Here is a 17898-nt window from a genome sequence, read left to right as displayed (position 1 = left end):
CGGTCAGCTCGCCTGCGTGCCGCGCGACGCGCGTTCGAACGCGTCGATGATCGGCCGCAGCGCGGCGCGCTTGAGCTTGAGCGCCGCCTGATTCACGACGAGGCGCGAGGAGATCTCCATGATCTCCTCGACCTCGACCAGATTATTCGCGCGCAGCGTGCCGCCCGTGCTGACGAGGTCGACGATCGCGTCGGCGAGGCCCACGAGCGGCGCGAGTTCCATCGAGCCGTACAGCTTGATGAGGTCGACGTGCACGCCCTTGGCCGCGAAGTGCTGGCGCGCGGCTTCCGTGTACTTGGTCGCCACGCGCAGGCGCGCGCCCTGGCGCACCGCGTTCGCGTAGTCGAAGCCGCCCTTCACGGCCACCGAAAGACGGCAGCGCGCGATGTCGAGATCGATCGGCTGATACAGGCCGCCGCCGCCGTGCTCGTTGAGCACGTCCTTGCCCGCCACGCCGAAGTCCGCGGCGCCGTACTCCACGTAGGTGGGCACGTCGGTCGCGCGCACGATGATCACGCGCAGGTTCGGGTCGGTCGTCGGCAGAATGAGCTTGCGCGAGGTTTCCGGGTCTTCCGTCACATGCACGCCGGCCGCCGCGAGCAGCGGCATCGTCTCTTCGAAGATGCGGCCCTTCGAGAGCGCAAGCGTGAGCGGCGCGCTGGCCGCGGCCGCCGGCGTGGGCCTCGACTCGACCGTGCTCATTGCGCGCTCCCCTTGATCCGCTTCACGTTCGCGCCGATCTTCGTGAGCTTCTCTTCCATGCGGTCGTAGCCGCGGTCGAGGTGATAGATGCGGTCGATCAGCGTTTCGCCGTCCGCGCACAGGCCCGCGATCACGAGGCTCGCCGAGGCGCGCAGGTCGGTTGCCATCACCTTCGCGCCCGAGAGCTTCTCGACACCGGCGACGAGCGCCGTCTTGCCGTCGATCGTGATGTGGGCGCCCAGGCGATTGAGTTCCTGCACGTGCATGAAGCGGTTTTCGAAGATGTTTTCGACCACTTGCGAGGTGCCGTCCGCGATCGTGTTGAGCGCCATGAACTGCGCCTGCATGTCGGTCGGGAACGCCGGATATTCGGAGGTGCGCACGTTCACGGCGCGCGCGCGCTCGTGCATGCGCACGCGCATCCAGTCGTCGCCCTCTTCGATCGTCACGCCCGCTTCGCGCAGCTTGTCGGTGACGGCGTCGAGGATGTGCGGACGCACGTGGCGCAGCGTGACGTCGCCGCCCGCGGCCGCGACCGCGCACAGGAACGTGCCCGCTTCGATACGGTCCGGAATGACGGTGTGGTGCGCGCCGTGGAGCTTGTCCACACCTTGAATGACGAGGCGGTCGGTGCCGATGCCTTCGATCTTCGCGCCCATCGCCACGAGCAGGTGCGCGAGGTCGCCCACTTCGGGCTCGCGCGCGGCGTTCTCGATCACCGTTTCGCCATCGGCGAGTACGGCGGCCATCAGCAGGTTTTCCGTGCCTGTGACCGTGATCATGTCGGTGACGATGCGCGCGCCCTTCAGGCGCTTCGCGCGCGCCTCGATGAAGCCGTGCTCGATGTTGATCTCGGCGCCCATCGCCTGCAGGCCCTTGATGTGCTGATCCACGGGGCGCGCGCCGATCGCGCAGCCGCCCGGCAGCGACACCTTCGCCTCGCCGAAGCGCGCGACGAGCGGCCCGAGCACGAGGATCGACGCGCGCATGGTCTTCACGAGCTCGTACGGCGCCACGAGATTGTTGACCTTCGAGGCGTCGAGCTGCACGCGCGCGCCGTTCTGCTCGGTACGCACGCCCATCTGGCCAAGCAGCTTGAGCGTCGTGCGCACGTCCTGAAGGTCGGGCACGTTGTCCAGATGAACGGGTTCCGCGCTCAGAAGGCCCGCGCAGAGAATGGGCAGCGCCGCATTCTTTGCACCGGAAACAGCCACTTCCCCTGCGAGCTTCTGCCCGCCGACGATGACGAGTTTATCCATGCCTGAGGTTTCCTGATCGGTGCGGCCGGTTTGCAGGGTCGCTTGGTGTTGAGCTGCGCCGCTCGCGGCGGCGTCTTTGTCCTGGGTAATTCGCACTGAGATTCCAGATTATGCGTTCTGCCATTCGGCGGGCGTGAGCGTCTTCATGCTGAGCGCGTGGATTTCCTCGCGCATGCGGTCGCCGAGCGCCGCGTAGACGAGCTGATGGCGCTGGATCAAGCGCTTGCCGTCGAATGCTGAGGAGACGATCGTCGCGAAGAAGTGCTGGCCATCGCCTTCGACTTCGAGGTGCTCGCACGCGAGCCCTGCCGAGATGTACTGCTTGATCTGTTCCGGAGTCGGCAACATGAGTATGGCTCCTGCTTAGTGACGCAGCTTGTACCCGCTCGCGAGCAAACGCATGGCGAGCGTGGCCAGCGCCACGAAAAACACGAAAACGATCGACAGGCTCACGAGCGGGTTGATGTCGGACAGGCCGAAGAACCCGAAGCGGAAGCCATCGATCATGTAAAAGAACGGATTGAGCCGCGACACTTCGCGCCACAGGGGCGGCAGCGTATGCGTCGAATAAAACACGCCCGAAAGAAACGTGAGCGGCATGATGAGAAAGTTCTGAAACGCCGCGAGCTGGTCGAACTTCTCCGCCCAGATCCCGGCGATCAGGCCGAGCGTGCCGAGGATCGCCGAGCCCAGCACCGCGAACGCGAGGATGTAGAACGGCGCGGCGAAGCTCATCGGAATGAACCAGATCGTCACGACGAACACGCCCGCGCCAACGGCGAGGCCGCGCACGATCGAGGCGAGCACGTAGGCGCCGAACATCTCCCATGCAGCGAGCGGCGGCAACAGCACGAATACAAGATTGCCCGTGATCTTCGACTGGATCAATGACGACGAGCTGTTCGCGAAGGCGTTCTGCAGCACGCTCATCATCACGAGGCCGGGAATCAGGAAGCTCGTGTATTCCACGCCCGGATACACCTCGACATGGCCGCGCAGCGCATGGCCGAAGATCGTGAGATAGAGCAGCGCGGTAATGACGGGCGCGAGCACGGTCTGGAAAGCGACTTTCCAGAAACGCAACACTTCCTTGTAGAACAGCGTACGGAAACCGCTCATGCGAGACCCTCGACCACTTCAGGACCGTTCATCACCTGCACGAAGACATCCTCCAGATCGGCCTTGCGCACTTCCACTTCTTCGAGCTTGCAGCCGTTCGCGCGGCACTTGGCCAGGATGCGCTCCACGTCGTCGTAGCTCGCGAGGCGCAGCAGATGCTGGTGCGGGCTGGCGTTGGAAGGATCGACTTCGAGCGCGCGCAAATCGCTCGGCAGCACGCCTTCCGAGAAGCGCAGGAACAACTGCGTGCCCGCGAAGCGCTGCAGCAGCGCGCTCGTGCGCTCCAGCGCGACCATCTCGCCGCGCCGGAGCATGGCGATGCGGTCGCACAACTGCTCGGCTTCTTCGAGATAGTGCGTGGTGAGCACGATGGTGTGCCCTTCGCGGTTCAGGCGCGCGATGAACTTCCAGAGCGTCTGGCGCAGTTCCACGTCCACGCCGGCGGTCGGTTCGTCGAGCACGATCACGGGCGGCCGGTGCACGAGCGCCTGCGCCACGAGCACGCGGCGCTTCATGCCGCCGGACAGCGCGCGCATGTTCACGTCGGCTTTCTCGGTGAGATCGAGATTGGCCATGACTTCGTCGATCCACGCGTCGTTGTTGCGCAGGCCGAAGTAGCCGGACTGGATGCGCAGCGTCTCGCGCACGGTGAAGAACGGATCGAACACCAGTTCCTGCGGCACGACGCCCAGGTTGCGGCGCGCGTTGCGGTAGTCGGCGACGACATCGTGGCCGCGGACGGCGATCGAGCCCTCGTCCGCGCGCGCGAGGCCGGCAAGAATGCTGATGAGCGTCGTCTTGCCCGCGCCGTTCGGGCCGAGCAGCCCGAAGAACTCGCCGTCTTCGACCGTGAAGCTGACGCCCTTGAGCGCCTGAAGCGACCTGTAGCGCTTCTTGACGTTACGGATTTCTATGGCTGGCATGACTAATACGCCGCCCGTTTGCGAACGGCGCGGCTCAAGAGTGCATCAATGCTGCGGGGAAGACCGGAATTGGGGACGGCTTATCAGGCCGGCTTTGCTGTCTCACTGCACGCTTATTACGTACCAGGCGGTACTTTTTGCGCCGAGGCAGCGCCCAAAAAACGGTTGATTATAGGCCAAGTCGGGAAGCGCGGCCTGGCCCTGGAGGGGAACGGCGTCGGCCCGGCAGTGCGGTGTGATCCCGCTTGAACGCTAGCGTCCGGCCAGGCGACGCGGGTCAATGTCGCTCGTTGAGAAGCGAATCGACGCCGTAGGCGCGCGCGAGAGAGGCGAGCGCGGGGGGCATGTTGAGCACGGCAAGGCAGGCGCCGCGCTCACGCGCGGCACGCTGCCACGCGATCAGCACAGCGAGCGCCGATGAATCGAACTGGGTGAGCGCCGCGCAGTCCACGGCGGTTGCGCCCGCCGAGATCTGCGCGAACCCGGCCGAGAGCGCGGCCTTCGCGCTCTCGTGGGTCAGGTTGGCGCCGGTGGCGAAACGCTCGCTCACGAGGTCGCCTTGCCCGATGCGAGTTGCTGGTTACGCTGCGTGAGGAACTGGATCAGGCCGTCCACGCCGCCTTGCTGGATCTTTTCCTGGAACTGCTGCTGGTACGCCTGGATGAGCCACGCGCCGAGCACGTTGATGTCATACACGCGCCAGCCTTGCTGCGTCTTGTAGAGGCGATAGTCGAGCTCGATCGGCTGGCCGCCGTTCATGACCGTCGAACGGACCACGACGTCGGTGTCGTCCGGGTTCGCGCGGAACGGCTTGTACTGGATCTGCTGGTCGCGCACCTGGGCGAGCGCGCCCGAATACGTGCGGATCAGCAGTGTCTTGAACTGTTCGATGACCTGTTGCTGCTGCTCCGGCGTGGCCGTGCGCCAGTTGCGGCCCATCGCGAGTTGCGTGGTGCGGCGGAAATCGGTGTACGGCAGGATCTTTTCGTTCACGAGCTGCGTGATCTTGCTGATGTCGCCGGACTGGATGGACTTGTCACCCTTGATCTGGCTCATGACCTGCTGCGTGACCGTCTGGACCATCGCGTCGGGATTGCTGGTGTCTACCGTCTGGGCAAATGCGCCGCCGGCAAACGAAAGAAACATGGCGAAAAACGGGTACAGAAAGAATTTTTTCATCTCGAGCCCTGCTAGTTGGGGGACATCGCCCCGTTGGAACTAACGATATCACGCGAGATCTATCGCGCTGTGTCAAAACCGCCAGCAAAGTGCGACAAGCGTTTCTGCTTGTTACGTCAGACGTATACGTCAGACGAACGCTCCGGCGAGGCGTTCCAGCACGCCGGAGCGCAGCGCTCAGTGCAGCCGCAGCATGCTCGGGAAGCCGATGCGCGCGGGCGGAATCATCTGGTCGCCCGGCACCGTGGTTTCCGACGCGCCCGTGGGCGCCGCGGCGCCGGCCGGGCCTTCCAGCGTGGCCGGGGCGGTCGTTGCGCCGTTGGGGTTGGCGGGTGCCATGCTGGCCGCATTCGGGGTGGCCGCAGGCGCAGTGCCCGAAGCGGGCCCTGCCGCACCGGCAGCCGCACCCGAAGCGGGGGCCGCCGCGCCCTCGTCGGTGTCGTCGTACTTCGGCAGCGGCGCGCCATCGCCGTAATCCGGCAGATTGCTGTTGCCCGACGACGCGCGGCCGTCCGACAGCAGATAGCGGCGGCGCTGCAGATAGGCGTTGCGGATGAACGAGTACCTGTCGATCGCCGCGCCTTCGAGCAGGTCGCTCGCGCCAAGCAGGTTGGCGCGCGTGCTCACCACGTTCAGCCCGTAAAGGCCCCAAGACAGCGCGGCCGGATCCACATAGGTGAGCGGGTTGATGAAGTAGTTCGGCACGAGGCCCACGCCGTCACGCACCGTGCTCGGACCGAACAGCGGCAGCACGAGGTATGGGCCGGGCGGCACGCCATAGTGACCGAGCGTGAGACCGAAGTCCTGGTTGTGCTTGGGCAGCTTTGCGAGCGTCGCGACGTCGAACAGACCGCCGAGGCCGAAGACCGTGTTGATCACGATCCGCATGATGTCCTCGACACCATCGGTGATCTTCAGTTGCAGGAAGTTGTTCGCGGCGTTGTACACGTCGCCGATGTTCGCGAAGAAGTTCGTCACGCTGTCGCGCACGGGCTGCGGCGTCACCTTCACGTAGCCCTGCGCCACCGGCTTGAGCGCGTACGTGTCAACCTTGTCGTTGAACGTGTACACCGTGCGGTTGAACCCTTCCCATGGATCTTCCTTCGATGGCGTCTGCACCGTCGAACAACCCCCGAGTGCAAGCGCTGCGACGCCAAGCGTAATGGCGCGCATGCGTATGGTCGTCATTCTTTTTCTCCTTCTTATTGGGCCGCCGAAGCCGCCGGTGCAGGCGCCTGAGCCGGTGCGGGCGCGGGTGCTGCAGCAGGCGCCGCATCCGTGCTCGCGCCGCTGGACGGCTTCGCGGCGCCCGAATCGGCCGCCTTGCTATAGAGGAACTGGCCGATCAGGTTCTCGAGCACGATGGCCGACTGCGTCATCGAAATGGTGTCGCCGGCCTTGAGCATTTCCGAATCGCCGCCCGGTTCGAGGCCGATGTACTGCTCGCCGAGCAGACCCGACGTCAGGATCTTCGCCGACGTGTCCTTCGGAAACTGGTACTGCTGGTCGAGGTTGATCGTCACCAGCGCCTGATAGGTGTTGGAGTCGAAGCCGATCGAGGCCACCCGGCCCACGGTCACGCCCGCGCTCTTCACGGGCGCGCGCGGCTTGAGGCCGCCGATATTGTCGAACTTGAGCTTCACCGGGTAGGTGGCCTGGAACGACAGGGAACTCATGTTGCCGGCCTTCAGCGCGAGAAACAGCAGCGCGATAAAGCCCAGCACCACGAACAGGCCGACCCAGAAGTCGAGAGCATTCTTTTTCATCGTCATCCCAATGAGAATCCGTTGCAGCGTCGCTCATATGCGCGCCGCGCGGCCGGGTCGCAGCCCGGCCTCTTTAGCTGAACATCAGCGCGGTGAGCAGGAAGTCGAGGCCGAGCACCGCGAGCGACGCGTACACGACCGTCCTGGTAGTCGCGCGCGACACGCCCTCGGGCGTGGGCTTCGCCTCATAGCCCTGATAGAGCGCGGTAAACGTCACAGCGAAGCCGAACACGATGCTCTTCATCACGCCGTTGCCCACGTCTGCCCAGACATCCACGCCGCCCTGCATTTGCGACCAGAACGCGCCGGCGTCCACGCCGATCAGCAGCACGCCCACCACATAGCCGCCCAGAATGCCGACCGCGCTGAAGATGGCCGCGAGAATCGGCATGGCGATCACGCCCGCCCACATGCGCGGCGCGACCACCACGCGCACGGGGTCCACCGCCATCATCTCCATGGCCGTGAGTTGCTCGCCCGCCTTCATGAGGCCGATCTCGGCCGTGAGCGAGGTGCCCGCGCGGCCCGCGAACAACAGCGCGGTGACGACGGGCCCGAGCTCACGCACGAGCGAGAGCGCGACCAGCAGCCCGAGCGCCTGCTCGGAGCCGTAGCGGTTGAGCGTGTAATACCCTTGCAGACCGAGCACGAAGCCCACGAACAGGCCCGACACGGCAATGATCAAGAGCGAATAATTACCGACGAAGTGGATCTGCTTCGTGACAAGACGCGGCCGGCGCAGCAGCGGGAAGAATTCGAGGACGAGGCGCACGAAAAAGCGCGTGGCGTGCCCCGCGCGCGCGATCGTTTCGAGCACGGTGCGCCCGATCGAGCTGATGGCACCGGTCATGAGCGGCCTCCGCCAATGCCGAAGTCCGCTTCGAGCGGCAGGTTCGACGGGTAATGGAAGCGGAACGGGCCGTCCGGCGCGCCGTCGATGAACTGGCGCACGATCGGGTCGGTCGAGGCGCGCAGCTCGGCGGGCGTGCCCTGCGCCTGCACCCGCCCGTTCGCCATGAAGTACACGTAGTCGGCGATCGCGAACGACTCGGGCACGTCGTGCGTGACGAGGATCGAAGTTGCGCCGAGCGCGTCGTTGAGCGTGCGGATGAGATTCGCGGTGATGCCGAGCGAAATCGGGTCGAGACCCGCGAACGGCTCGTCGTACATCATGAGTTCGGGGTCGAGCGCGATGGCGCGCGCAAGCGCCACGCGCCGCGCCATGCCGCCGGAAATTTCCGAAGGCGCGAGGTCGCGCGCGCCACGCAGGCCGACGGCGTTGAGCTTCATGAGCACGAGGTCGCGGATCAGCTCTTCAGGCAGGTCGGTGTGCTCGCGCAGGGCGAAAGCGACGTTCTCGAACACCGACATGTCGGTGAAGAGCGCGCCGAACTGGAAGAGCATGCCCATCTTGCGGCGCAGGGCGTAGAGGCCGTCGCGCGATTGCGCGCCGACGTCCTGGCCGCCGAACAGCACCTGGCCGCGCTGGGCGCGAACGAGGCCGCCGATCAAGCGCAGCACTGTCGTTTTTCCGCCACCGGAACCGCCCATGACTGCCACGACCCGACCGCGCGGGAAGCGCATGTTCAGTCCGGACAGGACGAGCCGGTCGCCGTAGCCGAAGTCGACGTCGCGCAGCTCCAGTAGGGTCTCAGAGGTTGAGGGCACGTGGTCTGACAGTCCATTTACACGAAGGCGGGATTATAGGGCCATCGTGGAAAACCTGCCGTGACGCCCCCGGACCCGCCGATGTAAGCCGCAAGCGCCCGCTGCTGCGGGTTGCGGCCCCCTTGGCCCCGGGTCGCGCTCGCGGCGCAGCCCGAAGCCAGGGCGGACCATTATTGCGTAAACGCGTTGCGCAATGCAGCAACCGCGGCAGCCGGGTCGGCCGCCTCGGTCACGGCGCGCACCACCGCCGCGCTGCCGGCGCCCGTGGCGAGCACCTCGGGCAGCACATTGCCGTCGATGCCGCCGATCGCCACCATCGGCACGACGCCGTCCAGCAGCTTCACGTAGCGGGCAAGACGCGCGAGGCCCTGGGGCACCGTGGGCATGGCCTTGGTCGTGGTGGCGAACACGGCGCCGCACGCGAGATAGCTCGGACGGAAGTGAAGCGCCGTGAGCATCTCGAAGTAGCCGTGCGTCGAGAGGCCAAGACGTGCGCCCGCCGCCGCGATCGCGCCGAGATCGGCTTCGCGCAGGTCTTCCTGGCCGAGGTGCACGCCATATGCGCCGGCCGCGACGGCCTCCTGCCAGTGATCGTTGATGAAGAGCTGCGCGTCGTGCTTGCGGCCCGCCGCGACGCAGCGCTCGATTTCGTTCGTGAGCGCCGGCGACTTCGGCTGCTTGCTGCGCAACTGCACCGTCTTCACGCCGTAGTCGAGCACGCGCTCGACCCAGTCGGCCGTGGGCAGTACGGGATACAAGCCAAGCTTCGCGGGACACGGCGCAAACGGCTGTGCGGGCGCGTCGGGCAGGCCCAACACCCGCGGAAAACGCTCGATGTCGACGGGCCAGGCGTCAGCCTGCTGCTCGTCGCCGTCGCGCCAGGCGAGCGCGAGCACGAGCGCGTCGTGCGGATCGAAACCGCAGTCGAGGAACGCCGCCAGCGCCGGGATCCAGTCTTCCGCCAGCTCGCCTTCGAGCGCGTAGCGCTCGCCGCCCAGATGCAGCGTGGCGCGCGCCGCCTTCGGGTTTTCGCCCGCGGCTTCGATCACGCCCGCGCCGTCGGTCATCCAGCGCGCGATGTTGGCCAGATGCGGCGCCGCGTCGGTCACGATGATCAGATCGCCGCCGTTGGGCGCGTCGGGCGGCGTGAGACAGATGCGCCACGGCGCATGCGTGGGCTGCCAATCGCCCAGGCGCGCGCGGATGCGCTCCGCCGTTTCGGTGAGTTCGTCGGCGGGCGGCCAGAACAGTTCGCGGTCTTGCAGGCGCAGCGTTTCAGTCATCGCTTGTCTCCATCCTGGTGCCAGAAAGGCATGCCGACCACGGGCGTGCTCGCGACCGCCGCTTCGCGCTCGGCCATCGGTCCGGCGAGAAACGCGGCGCGCCCCGCCTCGACACCCAGCGCGAACGCGCGCGCCATCGCCTCGGGGTGCGTGGCCTGCGAAACGGCCGTGTTGAGCAGCACGCCGTCGAAGCCCCACTCCATTACCTGGCACGCGTGCGAAGGCACGCCCAGGCCCGCATCGACGATGAGCGGCACATCGGGCAAGCGCTCGCGCAGCACGCGCAAGCCGTAGGGGTTGATCACGCCCTTGCCGGTGCCGATCGGCGCGCCCCACGGCATGAGCGCCTCGCAGCCGGCGTCGAGCAGACGCCGGCCGATCACGAGGTCCTCGGTGCAATACGGCAGCACCTTGAAGCCGTCCTTCACGAGGCGCGACGCGGCCTCGATCAGGCCGACCGGGTCGGGCTGCAGCGTGTAGTCGTCGCCGATCAGTTCGAGCTTGATCCAGTCGGTTTCGAAGACTTCGCGCGCCATGTGCGCCGTCGTCACCGCCTCGTTGACGGTGAGGCAGCCGGCCGTGTTCGGCAGGAGCGGCACGCCGTGGCGCTTGAGCAGATCGAAGAAGCCGGCCTCGGCGGTGCCCTCGTTCATCTGGCGGCGCAGCGCGACGGTGATCATGCCGGGGTGCGCGGCAGCCATGGAGTCGGCGAGCGATTGCAGCGACGGATAGCGCGACGTGCCGAGCAGCACGCGGCTCGCTAAGGTTTCGCCGTAGAGCGTGAGCGCGTCGGCAGTGGTTGTGGTGGTCATGGGTTGGAATCCTTGGCGGTGTCGTGAACGCGCTCGCCGTGTATGCGATGCGCGCGACCGGTGGCCTGGGCGAGCGAGGCTCAGCCGCCGGCCACGGGGCTCACGACGTCGAGGCGGTCGCCCGCCTGGAGCGAGCGCGCGCCATGCTGGGTACGCGCCACGAAATCGCCGTTCAGCGCGACGGCGAACGGCGGACGCGCGCCGAATGCGGTGAGCGCATCGGCGACAGTCGCGCCTTCGGGCAGCGTGATCGGCTTCTGGTTGATATGAATGTCCATGGCAAATACGTTCTCAAACTGCGGATTATTTCTGGTGAAGCGTCAGGCCGGCTCGTGCGCGCCCTGCGCGTGCAGCATGTCACCCCATCGCGACGCGCGGCGCAGCGACTCGAAGGAATCGGCATCGCTCACACGGGCATCGAGCAGCGCCTGGGCGAAGCGCGCGGCTTCGTCGGCGACTTCCGGCGCGATCATGAAGCCGTGCCGATAGAGACCGTTCACACGCAGCGTGGTCTTGCCGTCCCAGATGAGCGCCGGGCGGTGGTCGGGCAGCGTCGGGCGGCACTGCGTGTTCAACTCGAGGATGCGCGCCTCGCCGAACGCCGGATGCACCGCGAACGCCGCGCTCAGCAGTTCGAGCGCCGAGCGCACGCTCACCGGCGAGCGGTCCTCGCCTTCGATCTCGGTCGCGCCGATCACGAAGACATCGTGTTCCTTGGGCGCGATATAGAGCGGATAGCGCGGATGCAGGAGCCGCACCGGGCGCGTGAGCGTGATGCCCGGCGCGTGCACGCGCGCGACTTCGCCGCGAATGCCGCGCAACCCCGACAGCGCAGGTTTGGCGCCCAGCCCGCGGCAATCGATCGTCACGCGCGCGGGCGGCCGATTGGCCTCGTCGACCGTGGTGTGCCAGTGGGTTTCCACGCCGCGCGCAGCGAGCCCCGCCGCCAGAGCGGCCAGGGCCTGGCGATTGTCGAGCTGGCCCTCGCCTTCGAGCAGCCAGCCGCGCGCGAAGCGCCCCGCGAGCGCCGGTTCGGCGGCGTCGAGCTGCGCACCGGCGAGCGCGACGAAGTTGGCATCGGCGAGAGAACGCGGCGCGTTGGCGCGCACGCGTCGCTCGAAGAGCGGCGCTTCGGTGCGATCGGCGCTATGCCAGACCACGAGCGTGCCGTTGCGCTGGAAGAACACGGGCTCCGGCAACTCGGCCAGAATGCGCGGCCAGGTTTCGAGCGATGCGACGCCCAGCTCGGTAATGAGCATTTCGGCGACGGCAGCCTCCGCGAGCGGCGCGAGCATGGCCGCCGCGACCCAGGCTGCGGCTTCGCCGCCTTCGGGGCCGCCGCGCTCGTAAAGCGCGACGCGATGGCCCTCGCCGGCCAGACGCCATGCGACGAGCCGGCCGCTCAGGCCGCCGCCGAGCACGGCGAAGTCGGGCACGCTGCCCACGTCAGGGTTGCGGGCGCGGCTCATGACGACGCTCCGTCACGCAAGGCGAACGGCAAGGCGAACGCGATAAGAATCGGGGAACAAAGAGAATAGGCGGTCATCGTATCCTTTCCGTACGGCAGCAGCAGACGTACCCAAGGACGAAACCGGCTGGCAAGGCCGACCGTGGAGGCTATGCGGCGCAGACGGCCCGATACGGAATGCGTATACGAACCCAGGCGCCCAAAGCGCAGCCCGGCGGGAATCCTGGCGCCCCCGCCTTTTCAAAACCCAGGCTGGGCGCTCCGGTAAGACTTTCTGGAAACTTCCCGCGCCGGTATTACCCGGATCGGGTGCAAAGGGTTTCTCTCAGCCTCACTGGCGGCATGCCCGGCATACCGGTGAAGCACCCCTGTTTCGTCAACGACGATTAGACCACAAAACGCGCGCGGCCCGCAAACCTCGGCGGAACCGGGGGGCGTGGTCTGGCACAATGCCCTGAACCCGCCTCTTTCGCCTCGCGAGCCCGCGCGGTGAGACAATGAGCGCCACGCTACGGCGGCGCCAGCGTGCGCTTTTGTCTCCACGCCTCGCGCCGGTTTTGGCTCCGCCTGTGGCCCGTTAAGACTCACTTAAGCGCCCGACGACAGAATCGCTGCAAAAATCGCTGCAACGCTGCCGCCGTGCGGCGCGCGGCGCATGCCCCCAGCGGGCCGCCACACCTTCAGGACGCACATGACCAACCAACCTGCCCGCGCCACGCCCGATCAGAACGAGCATCAGAAGATCACCGCGTGGAGCCTGATCAAGCCCTACTGGGTCTCCGAGGAACGCTGGATCGCCTGGGGCCTGCTCGTCGCGATCATCGTGATGAACCTGCTCGTCGTGTGGATCAACGTGCGCCTGAACGGCTGGAGCGCGGAGTTCTACAACGCGTTGCAGGCCAAGGACGTCAAGCGCTTCCCGCCGCTGTTGATGACCTTCACCGAACTGGCGTTCGGCTTCATCATCCTCGCGGTGTATGGCCGCTATCTGCGCCAGATGCTCGGCTTTCGCTGGCGTCAGTGGCTCACCACGCGGTTCCTGAACGAGTGGCTCGGCAAGGGCGCGTTCTACCGCATCGAGCGCGACCGCCTCGCCGACAACCCCGACCAGCGGATCAGCGACGACCTCCAGTCGTTCGCCACGACCACGCTCTCGCTCACGCTCGACCTGCTCTCGACGGTCGTCACGCTCATCTCGTTCATCACGATCCTGTGGACGCTCGCGGGCGCGCTCACCGTCACGCTGGGCGGGCAGCCGCTCGCGATTCCGGGCTACATGGTGTGGGCCGCGGCGCTCTATGCCGTGTTCGGCTCGCTCGTGATCCAGAAGGTCGGCCACCCGCTCGTGTCGATCAACTACCAGCAACAAAAGGTAGAAGCGGACTTCCGCTTCGGCCTGATCCGCCTGCGCGAAAACGCCGAGCAGATCGCCCTCTACGACGGCATGGACACCGAGCGCAGCAACGCGCAGGGCCTCTTCGCGCACATCAAGGACAACTGGTGGCGCGTGATGAAATACACGAAGCGCCTCACCTTCGTGCTGAGCTTCTACGGCCAGATCGCCATCATCTTCCCGCTCGTGGTGGCCGCGCCGCGCTACTTCGCGGGCGCCTTCACGTTCGGCGTGCTGATGCAGATCTCGCAGGCGTTCGGCACCGTGAGCGACTCGTTCTCGTGGTTCATCAACAGTTACTCCACGCTGGTCGAATGGCGCGCTACCGTGAATCGTCTGCGCGAATTCGTGCGTGTGGTGCACTCGCCGCGTCTGAAGGAATCGGTCTCGCCCGCCACCGAGCACGGCGGCATCAACCTGCACTTCATCGACAACAACGAGCTCGCCACCGAGCATCTCAAGCTCTCGCTGCCCAACGGCACGCCGCTCTCGGAAGTGCGCGACATCGCCATCAAGCCGGGCTCGCGCTGGCTCGTGCGCGGCCCCTCGGGCGCAGGCAAGAGCACGCTGATGCGCGCGCTCGCGGGCCTCTGGCCCTTCGGCGAAGGCTCGATCGACGCCCCTGTCGATGCGCGCATGATGTTCATCCCGCAGCAGAGCTATCTGCCCATCGGCACGCTCAAGGCAGCGCTCACCTACCCGTCGCCCGCCGACGACTACAGCGACGAAGATTGCCGCGAAGCGCTGCGCGCCTGCCGCCTCGAAGAGTACGTGGATCGTCTCGGCGAATCGGCGCACTGGACGCGCGTGCTCTCGCCGGGCGAGCAGCAACGCCTTGCGGGCGCGCGCGTGCTGCTGCACAAGCCCGACTATCTGTTCCTCGACGAAGCGACGAGCGCGCTCGATCCCGACAACGAAAGCCGTCTCTACAAGCTGTTCATGGAACGTCTGCCCAAGGCAGCGATCGTGAGCGTCGCGCACCGTGAGTCGCTCGCGGCGTACCACCACGAAACGCTCGAGATCGAGCGCATGCCCGAAGAGCGGGTTGCCGCGTGAGCGCAAGCGCGCTGCGCGTCGTGCTGATCACGGGCGCGGGCTCGGGCATCGGCGCGGCGCTCGCGCGTCGCCTCGCGGCGCCGGGTGTAGCGTTGATGCTGCACACGCGCGGCGCGGATGAGGCATCGCGCGCCCGGCTCGCCGCCGTTGCCGCCGGGTGCGAGCAGCGCGGCTCGACCTGCGCCACCGCGTACGGCGATCTCGCGCTGGCCGGCCAGGCGAGCGCGCTCGTGGACGCCACGCTCGCGCGCTTCGGCTCGCTCGACCAGCTCGTCGCCAACGCCGGGCACGCGCAGCGCCAGACGCTCGCCGCGCTCGACGCCGCGTCGCTCGAAGGCGCTTTCGCGGCCATGCCTGCCGCGTTCGCCGGGCTCGTGCAACGCGCGCAGCCGGCGCTGGAACGCTCGGCGCGCGCCCGCGTGGTCGCGCTGAGCTCGTTCGTCGCGCACCGCTACCGCGCCGGCGCGCCCTTCGCGGCCACCGCCGCCGCGAAGGCCGCGCTCGAATCGCTGGCGAAAACCGCCGCGGCAGAACTGGCGCCGCACGGCGTGACCGTGAACTGCGTCGCGCCCGGCTATACGCGCAAGGACAAGGGCCCCGCGCCGGAAAACGCGCCGGCGTGGGAGCGTGCGGCACAGGAAACGCCGCTCGGCCACGTGGCCGATCCCGCCGATGTCGCCGAACTCATCGCCTTCCTGCTCTCGGGCGCCGCACGCCACATCACCGGCCAGGTAATCCATGTCGATGGCGGGCTCACACTCTAGCGCCTTGCGGTTCCCGCGCCCCATCGTTCGCTCGCTATCGAACTAAACCCGAACTAAACATCGGAATACAACGATAGCGGGCGCCCCCAAATTGCCCCTCGCCTCAGCGCGGTTTCGCACCGTAAAATACCCCTCCAGCACACCGGAGACGGGCGGCGTCGCACCGCGCAGCCCGCCAGCGTCAAGCGCACACGCCACCCAACGCGTCTGCGCCAGCCGGGTCGCTTGCGCAGCACGCGCCGCTCAGCCCGGTTCGTTGCGCGCACAACAAATATGGGGGAAGACACGCGATGGGCTACTTTCACTGGTTCACCGAATTGAACGCGCGCGAGCGGCGCACGCTTTATGCGGGATTCGGCGGCTACGCCGTCGACGCGTTCGACTTCATGATCTACTCGTTCCTGATCCCGACGCTCATCGCGACCTGGGGCATGACCAGGAGCGAGGCCGGCATGATCGCGACCAGCTCGCTGATCTCCTCGGCGGTCGGCGGCTGGCTCGCCGGCATCCTCGCCGACCGTTACGGCCGCGTGCGCGTGCTGCAGTGGACCATCGCCACCTTCGCGCTCTTCACCTGCCTCTCCGGCTTCACGCATTCATTCTGGCAACTGCTCGCCACGCGCACGCTGCAGGGCATCGGCTTTGGCGGCGAATGGACGGTCGTCACGATGATGATGGCCGAAACGATCCGCTCGCCGCAGCATCGCGCGAAAGCCGTGGGCACGGTGCAGAGCAGCTGGTCGTTCGGCTGGGGCGCGGCTGCCATCCTGTACTGGGCCTTCTTCGCCCTGCTACCCGAGGAATACGCGTGGCGCGCGTGCTTCTGGATCGGCATCGTGCCTGCGCTCTGGATTCTCTATGTGCGCCGCAACGTGAGCGATCCCGACGTGTTCGTCGCCACACGCCGGGCGCGCGAAAGCGGCGCGGTGCAAAGCCACTTCATGCAGATCTTCGCGCCCGCGCATCTCGTCACCACCCTGCTCGGCAGCGCGCTGTGCACCGGCATGCTCGGCGGTTACTACGCGATCACCACCTGGCTGCCCACCTACCTCAAGACGGTGCGCCATCTCTCGGTATTCAACACGAGCGGCTATCTGATCGTGCTGATCGTCGGCTCGTTCACGGGCTACATCGTCGGCGCGATCCTGTGCGACAGGATCGGCCGGCGCGCGTCGTTCATCCTGTTCGCCATCGGCTCGTTTGCGCTCGGCATGGCCTACACCATGCTGCCCATCACCGACACCGCCATGCTCCTGCTCGGCTTTCCGCTCGGCATCGTCGTGCAAGGTATTTTCGCGGGCGTGGGTGCGTACCTCTCGGAGCTTTACCCCAACGCGATCCGCGGCTCGGGCCAGGGCTTCTGCTACAACCTCGGACGCGGGCTCGGCTCGTTTTTCCCCATTCTCGTAGGCACATTCGCGCAAACCACCTCGCTCGTGAAGGCGATCGGCGTGGTGGCCGGCGCGGGCTATCTGCTCGTGATCGTCGCGGCGCTGTGCCTGCCGGAGACGAAGGGCAAGACGCTGACCGAGGAAGTGCCTGCTGCCGGGAGCGAGCGAGCGTCTGCGGAGTCCACTGCACGATGAGCGCGAACATGCTGCAATACCGACCGTCCCTCCCTGTTGTGCGACCGGCATGAAAACGATCGTCCTCGGCGCCGGTGTGATCGGCGTCGCTACTGCGTACTATCTGAGCGAACGAGGCTGCGACGTCACAGTCGTCGAACGGGAACCGGGCGTCGCGCTCGGCACGAGCTTCGGCAACGCCGGCGTCATCGCGCCCGGCTATGTCACGCCGTGGGCCGCGCCCGGCATGCCCGCGAAGCTCATCAAGTATCTGCTCAAGCCGACCTCGCCGCTCATCTTCCGGCCCACGCTCGACGCCGCGCAGTGGCGCTGGATCGCGCGCTGGCTGCGCGAATGCGATCTCGCGCGCTTTCGCGTGAACAAGCAGCGCATGCAGCGCATTGCCTATTACAGCCGTGAATGCCTGCACGCTTTTCGCGCCACGCACGCGTTCGAGTACGGGCGCAGCCAGGGCTATCTGCAGCTCTTTCGCAGCGACTACGACCTCGAGCTCGCGCAACCGGCGCTCGGCGTGCTGCGCGATGCGGGCATCGTCTATCGCGAACTCGATGCCGCCGCTTGCGCGCAGGTCGAGCCGGGGCTTGCGTGGTCACGTGTGAAACCGGTGGCGGGCGTCTATCTGCCGGAAGACGAGGCCGGCGACTGCGCACGCTTCACGCGCGAGCTGCGCTCCGTCTGCGAATCACGCGGCGTCACGTTTTTGTTCGATACCGAAGTGCTCGCGCTCGAAGCCGCGGGCGGCAAGGTGAACGGCGTGCGCGTGCGCGCCGTGCCCGGGCGGCGCACGGCCAACAACCGCAAGGACCGGCGCGAGCAGCGCCGCGCGCCGGCCGAGGTGCTGCGCCCGGCCGAGCGCAGCGAGCCCACCGACGACACGCCCCACACGCTCGCCGCCGACGCCGTGGTGGTCGCCCTGGGCG

19 protein-coding genes and 1 riboswitch are annotated in these 17898 nt (G+C 67.0%); of the genes, 4 read left to right on the top strand and 15 right to left on the bottom strand.

All coding sequences use genetic code 11. The features are described 5' to 3' along the window. Positions 1–3: 3 nt before the first annotated feature. From hisG to AB4Y36_RS38870, 15 genes are all read right to left on the bottom strand, one after another. Positions 4–702 (bottom strand): ATP phosphoribosyltransferase, encoded by a 699-nt coding sequence (gene hisG, locus AB4Y36_RS38940; protein ID WP_069268253.1) that lies wholly within the window; start codon positions 700–702, stop codon positions 4–6. Further along, entirely contained in the window at positions 699–1961 is a 1263-nt protein-coding gene (gene murA, locus AB4Y36_RS38935; RefSeq protein WP_069268252.1) for a UDP-N-acetylglucosamine 1-carboxyvinyltransferase, read from the bottom strand. Before murA ends, hisG begins: the two co-directional genes overlap by 4 nt. A gap of 108 nt (positions 1962–2069) precedes the next feature. Continuing rightward, on the bottom strand, positions 2070–2309 hold the full coding sequence (locus tag AB4Y36_RS38930) for a BolA family protein (RefSeq protein ID WP_028206568.1): 240 nt from the start codon (positions 2307–2309) through the stop codon (positions 2070–2072). Between the two features lie 15 nt (positions 2310–2324). Next, on the bottom strand, positions 2325–3080 hold the full coding sequence (locus AB4Y36_RS38925; RefSeq protein ID WP_042269663.1) for an ABC transporter permease: 756 nt from the start codon (positions 3078–3080) through the stop codon (positions 2325–2327). Continuing rightward, positions 3077–4003 carry an ABC transporter ATP-binding protein gene (locus tag AB4Y36_RS38920; protein ID WP_368685767.1) on the bottom strand — a complete coding sequence of 309 codons (927 nt, stop codon included), beginning with the start codon at positions 4001–4003 and terminating at the stop codon, positions 3077–3079. Before AB4Y36_RS38920 ends, AB4Y36_RS38925 begins: the two co-directional genes overlap by 4 nt. A 277-nt stretch (positions 4004–4280) precedes the next feature. Beyond that, positions 4281–4553 (bottom strand): STAS domain-containing protein, encoded by a 273-nt coding sequence (locus AB4Y36_RS38915; RefSeq protein ID WP_342949833.1) that lies wholly within the window; start codon positions 4551–4553, stop codon positions 4281–4283. Beyond that, entirely contained in the window at positions 4550–5182 is a 633-nt protein-coding gene (locus AB4Y36_RS38910; protein ID WP_069268248.1) for a phospholipid-binding protein MlaC, read from the bottom strand. Before AB4Y36_RS38910 ends, AB4Y36_RS38915 begins: the two co-directional genes overlap by 4 nt. Before the next feature lie 177 nt (positions 5183–5359). After that, positions 5360–6370 carry a VacJ family lipoprotein gene (locus AB4Y36_RS38905; RefSeq protein WP_368685766.1) on the bottom strand — a complete coding sequence of 337 codons (1011 nt, stop codon included), beginning with the start codon at positions 6368–6370 and terminating at the stop codon, positions 5360–5362. A gap of 14 nt (positions 6371–6384) precedes the next feature. Next, positions 6385–6948, bottom strand: a complete 564-nt coding sequence (gene mlaD / locus AB4Y36_RS38900; RefSeq protein ID WP_368619593.1) for an outer membrane lipid asymmetry maintenance protein MlaD — start codon at positions 6946–6948, stop codon at positions 6385–6387. Positions 6949–7021: 73 nt separating this feature from the next. Beyond that, entirely contained in the window at positions 7022–7798 is a 777-nt protein-coding gene (gene mlaE / locus AB4Y36_RS38895; protein WP_342949830.1) for a lipid asymmetry maintenance ABC transporter permease subunit MlaE, read from the bottom strand. Next, positions 7795–8616, bottom strand: a complete 822-nt coding sequence (locus AB4Y36_RS38890) for an ABC transporter ATP-binding protein (RefSeq protein ID WP_028206560.1) — start codon at positions 8614–8616, stop codon at positions 7795–7797. Before AB4Y36_RS38890 ends, mlaE begins: the two co-directional genes overlap by 4 nt. 170 nt (positions 8617–8786) lie before the next feature. After that, complete coding sequence (thiE, locus tag AB4Y36_RS38885) at positions 8787–9899, bottom strand: thiamine phosphate synthase (RefSeq protein WP_368619594.1); 1113 nt, start codon at positions 9897–9899, stop codon at positions 8787–8789. After that, positions 9896–10711: a thiazole synthase gene (locus AB4Y36_RS38880; protein WP_342949828.1), complete on the bottom strand. Its 816-nt coding sequence runs from the start codon at positions 10709–10711 to the stop codon at positions 9896–9898. Before AB4Y36_RS38880 ends, thiE begins: the two co-directional genes overlap by 4 nt. A gap of 80 nt (positions 10712–10791) precedes the next feature. Continuing rightward, positions 10792–10989 (bottom strand): sulfur carrier protein ThiS, encoded by a 198-nt coding sequence (gene thiS / locus AB4Y36_RS38875; RefSeq protein ID WP_342949827.1) that lies wholly within the window; start codon positions 10987–10989, stop codon positions 10792–10794. A 42-nt stretch (positions 10990–11031) separates the two neighbouring features. Continuing rightward, positions 11032–12180 (bottom strand): FAD-dependent oxidoreductase, encoded by a 1149-nt coding sequence (locus tag AB4Y36_RS38870; RefSeq protein ID WP_342949826.1) that lies wholly within the window; start codon positions 12178–12180, stop codon positions 11032–11034. Between the two features lie 264 nt (positions 12181–12444). Continuing rightward, positions 12445–12559, bottom strand: a riboswitch (TPP riboswitch). A 311-nt stretch (positions 12560–12870) separates the two neighbouring features. Between AB4Y36_RS38870 and AB4Y36_RS38865 the strand changes: the two genes are divergently transcribed. The 4 genes from AB4Y36_RS38865 to AB4Y36_RS38850 all read left to right on the top strand — a co-directional run. Continuing rightward, entirely contained in the window at positions 12871–14628 is a 1758-nt protein-coding gene (locus AB4Y36_RS38865) for an ABC transporter ATP-binding protein/permease (RefSeq protein ID WP_069268243.1), read from the top strand. Continuing rightward, entirely contained in the window at positions 14625–15392 is a 768-nt protein-coding gene (locus tag AB4Y36_RS38860; protein ID WP_368685765.1) for an SDR family NAD(P)-dependent oxidoreductase, read from the top strand. Before AB4Y36_RS38865 ends, AB4Y36_RS38860 begins: the two co-directional genes overlap by 4 nt. 290 nt (positions 15393–15682) lie before the next feature. Next, positions 15683–16978, top strand: coding sequence for an MFS transporter (locus tag AB4Y36_RS38855; protein ID WP_368619596.1), 1296 nt, complete (start codon positions 15683–15685; stop codon positions 16976–16978). Between the two features lie 49 nt (positions 16979–17027). Next, on the top strand, positions 17028–17898 hold an 871-nt coding region (locus AB4Y36_RS38850), incomplete at its 3' end, for an FAD-dependent oxidoreductase (RefSeq protein ID WP_368685764.1).

The organism is Paraburkholderia sp. BR10936 (assembly GCF_040965735.1).
Lineage (GTDB): Bacteria > Pseudomonadota > Gammaproteobacteria > Burkholderiales > Burkholderiaceae > Paraburkholderia > Paraburkholderia nodosa_A.
This window is presented reverse-complemented; position numbering and strand designations above follow the sequence as displayed.

Coding starts and splice junctions, on each gene's coding strand:
- hisG (WP_069268253.1), bottom strand. CDS start 702: ATGAGCACGGTCGAGTCGAGGCCCACGCCGGCGGCCGCGGCCAGCGCG.
- murA (WP_069268252.1), bottom strand. CDS start 1,961: ATGGATAAACTCGTCATCGTCGGCGGGCAGAAGCTCGCAGGGGAAGTG.
- AB4Y36_RS38930 (WP_028206568.1), bottom strand. CDS start 2,309: ATGTTGCCGACTCCGGAACAGATCAAGCAGTACATCTCGGCAGGGCTC.
- AB4Y36_RS38925 (WP_042269663.1), bottom strand. CDS start 3,080: ATGAGCGGTTTCCGTACGCTGTTCTACAAGGAAGTGTTGCGTTTCTGG.
- AB4Y36_RS38920 (WP_368685767.1), bottom strand. CDS start 4,003: ATGCCAGCCATAGAAATCCGTAACGTCAAGAAGCGCTACAGGTCGCTT.
- AB4Y36_RS38910 (WP_069268248.1), bottom strand. CDS start 5,182: ATGAAAAAATTCTTTCTGTACCCGTTTTTCGCCATGTTTCTTTCGTTT.
- AB4Y36_RS38905 (WP_368685766.1), bottom strand. CDS start 6,370: ATGACGACCATACGCATGCGCGCCATTACGCTTGGCGTCGCAGCGCTT.
- mlaD (WP_368619593.1), bottom strand. CDS start 6,948: ATGAAAAAGAATGCTCTCGACTTCTGGGTCGGCCTGTTCGTGGTGCTG.
- mlaE (WP_342949830.1), bottom strand. CDS start 7,798: ATGACCGGTGCCATCAGCTCGATCGGGCGCACCGTGCTCGAAACGATC.
- thiE (WP_368619594.1), bottom strand. CDS start 9,899: ATGACTGAAACGCTGCGCCTGCAAGACCGCGAACTGTTCTGGCCGCCC.
- AB4Y36_RS38880 (WP_342949828.1), bottom strand. CDS start 10,711: ATGACCACCACAACCACTGCCGACGCGCTCACGCTCTACGGCGAAACC.
- thiS (WP_342949827.1), bottom strand. CDS start 10,989: ATGGACATTCATATCAACCAGAAGCCGATCACGCTGCCCGAAGGCGCG.
- AB4Y36_RS38870 (WP_342949826.1), bottom strand. CDS start 12,180: ATGAGCCGCGCCCGCAACCCTGACGTGGGCAGCGTGCCCGACTTCGCC.
- AB4Y36_RS38865 (WP_069268243.1), top strand. CDS start 12,871: ATGACCAACCAACCTGCCCGCGCCACGCCCGATCAGAACGAGCATCAG.
- AB4Y36_RS38855 (WP_368619596.1), top strand. CDS start 15,683: ATGGGCTACTTTCACTGGTTCACCGAATTGAACGCGCGCGAGCGGCGC.